This window comes from Leptolyngbya sp. FACHB-36, assembly GCF_014695955.1.
Lineage (GTDB): Bacteria > Cyanobacteriota > Cyanobacteriia > Leptolyngbyales > Leptolyngbyaceae > FACHB-36.
On the sequence record NZ_JACJPG010000564.1, the window covers coordinates 1 to 7,310 of the forward strand.

The 7,310-nt window shown below is 54.0% G+C and carries 6 protein-coding genes; 5 read left to right on the plus strand and 1 reads right to left on the minus strand.

Annotated elements, in window-relative coordinates; genetic code table 11:
• Positions 1–223: 223 nt before the first annotated feature.
• The 4 genes from H6F43_RS16180 (at position 224) to H6F43_RS16195 (ending at position 5,294) form a co-directional block, all read left to right on the plus strand.
• Positions 224–601, plus strand: a complete 378-nt coding sequence (locus tag H6F43_RS16180) for a hypothetical protein (protein WP_190343753.1) — start codon at positions 224–226, stop codon at positions 599–601.
• A gap of 51 nt (positions 602–652) precedes the next feature.
• On the plus strand, positions 653–2,368 hold the full coding sequence (locus H6F43_RS16185) for a glycosyltransferase family 39 protein (RefSeq protein ID WP_347272421.1): 1,716 nt from the start codon (positions 653–655) through the stop codon (positions 2,366–2,368).
• Between the two features lie 95 nt (positions 2,369–2,463).
• Positions 2,464–3,669: an argininosuccinate synthase gene (locus tag H6F43_RS16190; protein ID WP_190343757.1), complete on the plus strand. Its 1,206-nt coding sequence runs from the start codon at positions 2,464–2,466 to the stop codon at positions 3,667–3,669.
• 245 nt (positions 3,670–3,914) lie between these two features.
• Entirely contained in the window at positions 3,915–5,294 is a 1,380-nt protein-coding gene (locus H6F43_RS16195; protein ID WP_242025677.1) for a glycoside hydrolase family 76 protein, read from the plus strand.
• 260 nt (positions 5,295–5,554) lie between these two features.
• On the opposite strand, the gene H6F43_RS16200 is transcribed toward H6F43_RS16195, so the two are convergent.
• Positions 5,555–5,809 carry a hypothetical protein gene (locus H6F43_RS16200; protein ID WP_190343755.1) on the minus strand — a complete coding sequence of 85 codons (255 nt, stop codon included), beginning with the start codon at positions 5,807–5,809 and terminating at the stop codon, positions 5,555–5,557.
• 488 nt (positions 5,810–6,297) lie between these two features.
• On the opposite strand from H6F43_RS16200, the gene H6F43_RS16205 reads away from it, so the two are divergent.
• Positions 6,298–7,310, plus strand: a 1,013-nt coding sequence (locus H6F43_RS16205; RefSeq protein WP_190343756.1) for an S-layer homology domain-containing protein, incomplete at its 3' end; no start/stop codon positions are given.

Here is a 7,310-nt window from a genome sequence, read left to right on the forward strand (position 1 = left end):
CCTGCTGCCCAATTACCTGCCGATGGTAGTGGCTTCAAAATTACCCTCTCGCGGGCAGGCTCAACTGCCGTAGGCAGCAACCGCTGCATCATCATACAAACGCTGTTGGGAGCCACTCGCGCAGCGGAAGGCAACGACTGTCAGGTGGCTCCTACTCCTTAGGACGATCGCTCACTCGCGTTGGTGCGCTAAGCTGAAACCTGACTAATGGCTGAGTGCTCCCATGCAACCCTCGAACGAGTTTTTGACTCCTGAAGAATGCGCCGAAGTTGATAAGGCGTTGCTGACCTCCCGCGACAAATTTACAGCGCGTGTGGCAATCTATGCGCTGCGATCGCTCAAGCAAGTCGCCCAGCAAGAAGGTTCCGCGATTAAAGACCTGGCTCCAGAGCAAGTTGAAGATTGGGTCTACCAGGATGAAAGTTTGCAGGGCGGCGTCGATCGCGAGTTCCGCAAATTTTTCTCGCAGCTTGTCCTGTCCTCGCTGAATCCACTCACGCAGGTGGCACAAGACGCAGGAGTCGCGATCGACCAGCTAACCGTTCCGCAAGTTTTGGAGTGGTTCGAGCAGCAAGCCAAATTGCGACTGCAACAGAACTGAAGCGGCTCCCTTAGGTGTAGGGTGGTAGGGTGTAGGGTGAGAGAGAGACCCGTGAGCGCTTCTATCAACCGTTTGTGGAAACGATATCCCGCCATTGCTAGAGTCGCCCCCGTGATCTGGCTGCTGGCGATCGCGGGCGTTGTCCTAGTTTGGAACGTGGGGGCGATCGGGCTAATTGACGAAACCGAGCCGCTATTCGTCGAAGCCGCCCGTCAAATGAATTCAACGAGCGATTGGATCACTCCCTACTTCAACAACGAAACCCGCTTCGACAAGCCGCCGCTCATCTACTGGCTAATGGTTGCCGCTTTCAAACTCTTCGGCGTCAGCGAATGGTCAGCGCGGTTGCCCTCGGTGTTATCGGCACTGGCACTAACCCTAATTCTTTTCTACACGGTGCGAAGAGTCGGGAGTGGTCAGACCGAACATTTAAAATTTTCCCCCTTCCTTACCCCGTGGCTCGCCGCCACGATGCTGCTGCTTAATCCCAACACCTTCTTTTGGGGACGCACAGGCTACTCCGATATGCTGCTGAACGCCTGCATCGGTGGATCGCTGCTGACATTTTTTCTGGGGTACGCCCAATCGGAGAATCGCCGCGTACAGCAGCGATGGTACCTGACGTTTTATGTACTGATTGCGCTTGCAGTGTTGACAAAGGGACCGATCGGCATCCTGCTTCCTGGACTCATCATTGGTTCCTTTCTGCTCTACATTGGCAATGGTGGGGCGGTGCTGCGAGAAATGCAGCTTGTGTGGGGCGCAGGACTGGTAGCAGTGCTGTCGGTGCCGTGGTATGTGCTAGTCACGCTAGCGAATGGAGAGGCGTTCATTAATTCGTTCTTCGGGTACCACAACGTCGAGCGCTTCGCGACGGTGGTGAATCGCCACGCGGGACCCTGGTACTTCCACATTCTGGTGATTTTGGTCGGTTTTCTGCCGTGGTCGGTCTACCTGCCTGCTGCCATTGCGCGGCTCAAACCGCTTCAGCGGCGTCAGTGGCAAACTCAACCACGTGCCCAGCAGCTTGGCATATTTGCGCTGTGCTGGTTTGGGTGCATTCTCGGCTTCTTTACGATCGCCACGACCAAGTATTTTAGCTACACCTTGCCCCTGATGCCAGCGGCAGCAATTCTGGTCGCGCTGCTGTGGACAGACTACCTGACCCACTCAGAACGAGGATGGGGCTTTGTGCTTACCGCAGCGTTCAACGTCGCGCTGCTGGCAGCGTTGGCGGCAGCGATCGTCTATTCGCCCCAGTGGTTAGGTGACGATCCCTGGATGCCGAATTTAGGAGCGCGGCTGCAAGCCTCCGGGTTGCCCGTGCTGGGTGGCGTGATCTGGGGAGCTGCCGCGATCGCCGCGATCGTCGCGCTTCTGCGCCGAAGTCGCTGGCTATGGCTGGTGAACCTGCTGGGCTTTCTAGCGTTTCTGATTGTCGTGATGCATCCAATGGTCCTGATTGCGGATGCAGAGCGACAGCTGCCGCTGCGTCAGATCGCTCAAACGGCGACCCAGGTCGAGCGTCCCGGTGAGCCTCTGATTATGGTGGGCTTCAAAAAACCGAGCCTGGTTTTTTACACGCAGCGATCAGTGACGTATCTGCCACATCCGGCAGATGCTCGAACCTATCTGCAATCAGCCGCCCGATCGAGCGTTCTGCTAGTGGCTGGAGAAAAAACGTTCGCGGAAATTGGATTAGCTCCCGCCCAGTACCAGACGATCAAGCAGGAAACCGTCTACCGACTCGTTCGCGTACTTCCATAGTAACCTTGGCGGCATTTCTGTACGATTCCCAACATGCAGGCGAAACGATTCAATGCATAATAGTGTCTTTGTTGTTTCGTCAGGTTGAGATGGTCATGGGTCGCGCCAAAAAAGTTGTGCTGGCATACTCCGGTGGAGTCGATACGTCGGTGTGTATCCCCTACCTGAAGCAAGAGTGGGGAGTCGAAGAGGTAATTACGCTGGCGGCTGATTTGGGGCAGGGAGATGAACTGGAACCCGTGCGGGAAAAAGCCCTCAAATCCGGTGCCAGCCAATCGCTTGTGATCAACGCTACCGACGATTTTGTCAAAGACTATGCCTTTCCTGCGATTCAGGCGAACGCTCTCTACGAAAATCGCTACCCGCTTTCGACGGCCCTGGCACGTCCGCTGATTGCCAAGCTGCTAGTGGATGCGGCTGAGCAGTATGGAGCCGATGCCGTTGCTCACGGCTGCACCGGCAAGGGCAACGACCAAGTGCGATTCGATGTTTCCATTGCTGCCCTCAATCCCAATCTAAAGGTTTTGGCTCCCGCGCGTGAGTGGGGGATGAGCCGCGAGGAAACGATCGCCTACGGAGAGCGCTACGGCATTCCCTCTCCAGTGAAAAAATCTTCGCCCTACAGCATCGACAAAAACCTGCTGGGACGCGCGATCGAGGCAGGACCGCTAGAGGACCCCTGGACCGAGCCGCCCGAAGACATCTACGAAATGACAGGGGCGATCGCGGATGCACCCGATCAGCCAGAATACGTCGAGATTGGCTTCGAGCAAGGCATCCCGGTCAGCCTCAATGGGCAAGCGATCGGTCCTGCGGCGCTGATTCAGCAGCTTAACGGAATTGCCGGAGCGCACAGCGTCGGTCGGATTGACATGATCGAAAACCGCTTGGTCGGCATTAAATCACGCGAAGTCTACGAGACGCCTGCGCTATCGGTTCTAATCGACGCGCATCGGGATTTAGAAAGCCTGACGCTAACCGCCGACCTGCTACACTACAAGCGCGGCATCGAAGAAACCTACTCGCAAATGATCTACAACGGGCTATGGTATAGCCCGCTGAGAGACGCGCTGGATGCGTTTGTCAAGAAGACGCAGGAGCGCGTTACAGGCACCGTGCGAGTCAAACTGTTTAAGGGTGTTGCAGCGGCGATCGGGCGCAAATCCGCAAATTCGCTGTATGCCACTGAACTTGCCACCTACGGCGCTGAAGATCGCTTCGATCACCGAGCCGCTGAAGGCTTTATCTACATTTGGGGAATGCCAACCCGTGTCTGGTCACAGAAGCAGCGATCGATGTAGGACGGATAAATAACTATTAGCTATCAGTTGTCAGTATTAGTCGCTGATTAGTCGCTGATTAGTCGCGGGTGATTCGTGCAATTTTTTCAACTGCCCGACTGGCTACGAATCATTGTGGGTAATCTTCACCCGATCTTGATGAACTCAGCGTCTTGATCGCTAATTTTTGTGCGATCGACACCGCACAAAATGATACAGTTGCGTGTTGATTCGCTCGATGATGATGACTTGCACGGAGACAATGCATGGTAGTACCCGTAAGCTGTCATCCCGGCATTGCCGCTGGGATGGCAGCGTTGCAGATTTTCTACAATCCCTCGACTGGACTGTGGGATAAGGCGGAGTGGTGGCACGCCGCCAACGCGTTGGAAACGACGATCGACTACTCGCGCATCACCAAAACCCTCACGTACCGCACCAATATCTTCAACACGTTCGAGAAGCACAAGCAGCGCGAGTTCTTCAGCCCGTGGTTTTACGACGACGATGGCTGGTGGGCATTAGCGTGGATCAAGGCGTATGACTTGACAGGAGAAACGCGCTACCTCGACGCAGCCAAAACCATCTTCAAAGAAATGAGTCGCGGCTGGGATTCCGTCTGCGGCGGCGGGGTCTGGTGGAAAAAGCAGGAGCGCACCTACAAAAATGCCATCACGAGTGAGCTATTTCTCACAGTTGCCGCACGGCTGCATCTACGAACGCCGGGTGATGGCGGACCGGGCAGCTATCTCGACTGGGCACAGCGCACGTGGGGCTGGTTCAAAAACAGCGGCATGATCAATGCCAACAATCAGGTCAACGATGGGCTGAATAGCGACTGCCGCAACAACGGGCAAACTGCTTGGACCTACAACCAGGGCGTGATTTTAGGTGGACTAGTTGATCTGTACAAGAGCACCGGCGATCCAGCACTGCTGACTCAGGCAGAATTGATCGCCGACGCTGCGCTGCGCCATCTGTCACCCAACGGAATTTTGCAGGAGCCGTGTGAGACAGACTCGGACTGTGGTGCGGATGGTGCTCAATTCAAGGGCATTTTTATTCGCAATCTTGCCTACCTGTACCAAACCATTCAGAAGCCCTCCTATAAAACGTTCATCACGCGGAATGCCGATGCTATCTGGGCGCAGAATCGCAACGACGCGAATCAGTTTGGGCTACGCTGGGCAGGACCGTTTGATCGGGCAGACGCGGCTCGACAAAGCGCTGCAATGGACGCAATCAATGCGGCGGTGGCGATCGGCACAGGTGGCACCTATCAGGCTGAAAATCAACGTCTGAACGGCGTTGCCACCAAGTCACAGGGTCGCGGCTTCAACGGCTATGGATACGTTACGAGCGATCGAGATGAACAGTCTGTGGCTTTCGGCGTCAATGCCTCGTGCTCTGGAAGCTACGATTTGCGCTTTCGTTACGCCGCCGCAAACCCGGCCTCTCGCTACCTTCACGTCAATGGCAGACGCATCGTGGACAATCAGGAGTTCCCAGCTACAAACAATGAGTGGAACACGGTGACGGTGCCAAATGTGTGGCTGCGAACGGGAAGCAACAACGTGTCGGTGATTTTTAACCGATCGAAGGGGAGCCGCGATGAATTGGACTTGGATGAGATGACAGTGGAGTAGGACGGTTGCAGCTGAAGAGCGATCGCCGCAAGGAATTGCGGCGATCGCTCACTGAGTTCAACCAGGTTGCCACGACCCTCAGGCAATGAGACCAATTCTCTAAATCCGGCTACAGATAAAGCATCAAGATGGATTGCCTTCCTGTAATCGATGCAATAGCCTGAGGAGTTAGTTTTTCCAGTCCTTCTCGTAACTGTTGGCGCAAATGAGCATGTAGTGGGTAGACTTCAGCGCGATCGCCCCTTGAGATATTGCTACACCTAGCTCGATATGGAACCCCCATTGTCCAACTGAATGATCAACAAGTCATCTTTGAACTGCTCGGCGACCAAGTTCAAAAACACTTGAAAGCAATCCGTATTTAAGTGAGAGAACTCAAAGAAAAAAGATGCTCCGGTTTTCGGCTCCACAATGCCATAGAGGTAGGTGGCAAGAAAATTACCACTGTACGTGTCCAACGGGTTTGACTGCGATCGCAGCCCTTCATAAACTTGATCAACACACGAATTCAGCACGTCAACCCATCAAACACAAACGTACTGCTGGGTTTCAAGCTTCAACCCGGTCTATAAGATCAGGCTTGCTTCCGGTAGAGTGAGCAGTTTTGCAGGTAGTTCCTCAATGTGACACCGAGCAACTGTCGCTCCTTGCTTTTTTTAGGGCATGTTAGGACGGGTTGATCTGTATCTATACAAATGTCGGTAGTGTTTCAAAGCGCCTGGTTTTGTTTGTAAGGACGTTACACGTAACAGTCCTACAAGATGTCAACCACACGTCTAGAACACCATCCGAACCTCCTGGGAACAAAGTCACAGTTTTGCAGTCAGCATTACCAGTGATCAATGGCTTTGCATCGAAACTGAGTTATCCGGTTGCGTGCAAGCCACGGTTGCATCACCAATTCTTATGAGCCTGTAGACAGTGCTCAAAGGGGAACCGATCTTTTGCTACCGCTCATACGTGTCATTCATCAGTATCGCTTCAGCGTTTACGGAGTTTTTTTATGTCTCACATTCGTCATTGGTCTTCAGCAAGTGCAGTACTGCTGGTATTGAGTGTAACGTCCAGTGCCGTTGCGCCGTTCATCGTTTCGGCTCCAGCGAATGCCGCCAATTTTTCTGATACTCGCTCTCACTGGGCGCGTCCCTTCATCGATACGTTGGCTGACAGACAAATCATCGCAGGTTTTCCCGATGGCACTTTCAAACCCGATGCACCCGTAACTCGCGCTCAGTTTGCAGCGATCGTCAAAAATGCGTTCAGCAACAGTGCCGTGCGTGTTTCGCGTGGTTTTGGGGATGTTCCTAAGACATACTGGGGCGCAGCGGCGATCGGCAAAGCGTATGAAACGGGCTTTATGAGCGGCTATCCCGATGGTGCTTTCAAACCAGAACAGCAAATTCCAAAAGTACAAGTATTGGTCGCTCTTTCCAGCGGTTTGAACTTCACCCCAGCACGCGCTGCGGATACAACGTTGGCGACATTTAGAGATGGCGGCGAGATCCCTGCCTATGCGAGAACTGGCGTTGCCGCTGCCGCAGAGCGGAATGTGGTGGTTAATTACCCGAACGTTAGCTTTCTCAACCCCAATGAAACTGCGACTCGTGGCGACGTTGCGGCCTATATCTATCAGACGTTGGTGAATCAAGGCAAACTCCCACCAATCGCTGCTAGCGAAGGCGCAAATAACTACATTGCCCGACTCAATGGCAGTGCGCCCACCACAGGTAGCACGCCTACTACAGGCAGCAATCCCACCCCGACGAACAACCAAACGGCGTTAAATCCCCGTTACCTGGTGCCGCAAGGGACATCGTTCAACATCCGCTACCTCGCTTCGCAAAAAATTGTAGTGGCTCCGGGTGAAACCATCAACAATTTGACGTTACGGGTGGTCGATGACCTCAAGAATCCTCAAGGGCAAGTCGTCATTCCTAGAGACAGCGATATTGTGGGTCAACTGATTCCAGTGACCAGCAACGGTCAAGTTCTGGGAACCCAGTTTATTGCCCAGCG

Coding starts and splice junctions, on each gene's coding strand:
- H6F43_RS16180 (WP_190343753.1), top strand. CDS start 224: ATGCAACCCTCGAACGAGTTTTTGACTCCTGAAGAATGCGCCGAAGTT.
- H6F43_RS16190 (WP_190343757.1), top strand. CDS start 2,464: ATGGGTCGCGCCAAAAAAGTTGTGCTGGCATACTCCGGTGGAGTCGAT.
- H6F43_RS16195 (WP_242025677.1), top strand. CDS start 3,915: ATGGTAGTACCCGTAAGCTGTCATCCCGGCATTGCCGCTGGGATGGCA.